Here is a 1,267-nt window from a genome sequence, read left to right as displayed (position 1 = left end):
TGCCGGAGATGGATGGCTTTGCGTTACTGAAAAAAATCCGCACCAGCGAGGATGAAGGCATTGCCGGGTTACCGGTCATCATCGTCACCGGTGCAGAAAATGATGAAGAGGCCCGAGCTGAAGCGCTGCGCCTGGGAGGAACGGACTTTATCAGCAAGCCGTTTAACTCCACGGATTTGCTGGCCCGGGCCAGGGCCCATGCCAATTACCAGAACGAGCGTAAGGAACTGGCCAAGCAGGCAATGATTGATCCGCTGACCCGGCTCGGCAATCGCCGTTACCTGGAGCACCGCCTGCGCCAGGAGCTGGCATTGGCCGCGCGTCAGCAGTACAAGCTATCAGTTGTGCAACTGGAGATTTACCAATTCAATCAACTTTTCGTACAGCTTGGTAAAAAGCGAACGGATATGGTGTTGTTGAAGCTGGCGCAATCACTGCGTGGGGTGATCCGCAAGGAGGACTCCCTGGCGCGTAGCAGCGTGGCGCAATTTACTGTGCTGCTGCCCAGTGCCGGCCCGGCGGGCGCCAAACGATTCGTGGAACGGGCGTTGAAAGTCAGCGAAAAGCTGGCCTTCCAGTTTCGTGGCAAGGTGCAGCGTTTGCCGCTGACCGTAATTATCCAGACCCCGGCCGCTCATGTGGGATTGACGCCGCGCCAGGTGCAATTGACCCTGGATGAACAGTTGAAAAAGGCCCGTACCCTCGGGCCGGGTGCGGTACTCAGTGATGATGCGGACACCACCTTGTCGGTGGATGATGCGGCACCCATATTAACGATTGAACAGGCACTGGCGCTGTTGCGTGCCGGCAAATCCCGTCCCGTCATCAGCGCCTTACCGGATTTGAAACGCCAGCTGGCGCCGCTGTTACAGTTGATGAAGCGGGTGGCCTCAGGGCAGGAGACAGTATGAAAGTGATGGTTGACCGCCAGTACCCCATCGGTGTGGACCGGCTTTACGAAATCCTGACGAGCAAGGCGTTCTATGAGACGCGTTACGAATGGGGCAAGGTGGACAATTACCGCTTTGGGGCCTTTGAGGATACCCCGCGGGGAAAGTTGATTCAGCTGATTCAGCCCATTGAAATACGCACGGACAAGCTGCCGTCTGTGGCGCGCCGCTTCTTGCCGGAAAGCGCGGATTTATTGACAGAATTTCTCTGGACGCCGACGACGCAAGCTGGCCGCTACCAGGCCGAGTACCGGTTTGAATTGGGTAATGTGCCCATGAAAATCAGTGGTGTAATGATCCTCACCGGGGATGACAAC

At 57.0% G+C, this 1,267-nt stretch carries 2 protein-coding genes; both read left to right on the top strand.

Annotation, left to right across the window (positions count from 1 at the left end):
- Positions 1-911 (top strand): diguanylate cyclase domain-containing protein (locus tag A3730_RS26695; protein ID WP_063539319.1); only part of this gene is annotated, 911 nt, incomplete at its 5' end.
- On the top strand, positions 908-1,267 hold a 360-nt coding region (locus A3730_RS26690; protein WP_063539318.1), incomplete at its 3' end, for a DUF2505 domain-containing protein. The genes A3730_RS26695 and A3730_RS26690, both read left to right, overlap by 4 nt.

This window comes from Alcanivorax sp. HI0044 (genome assembly GCF_001634945.1).
Note: the sequence above shows the minus strand (reverse complement) of the source record. Positions and strands in the feature narration are given on the sequence as shown.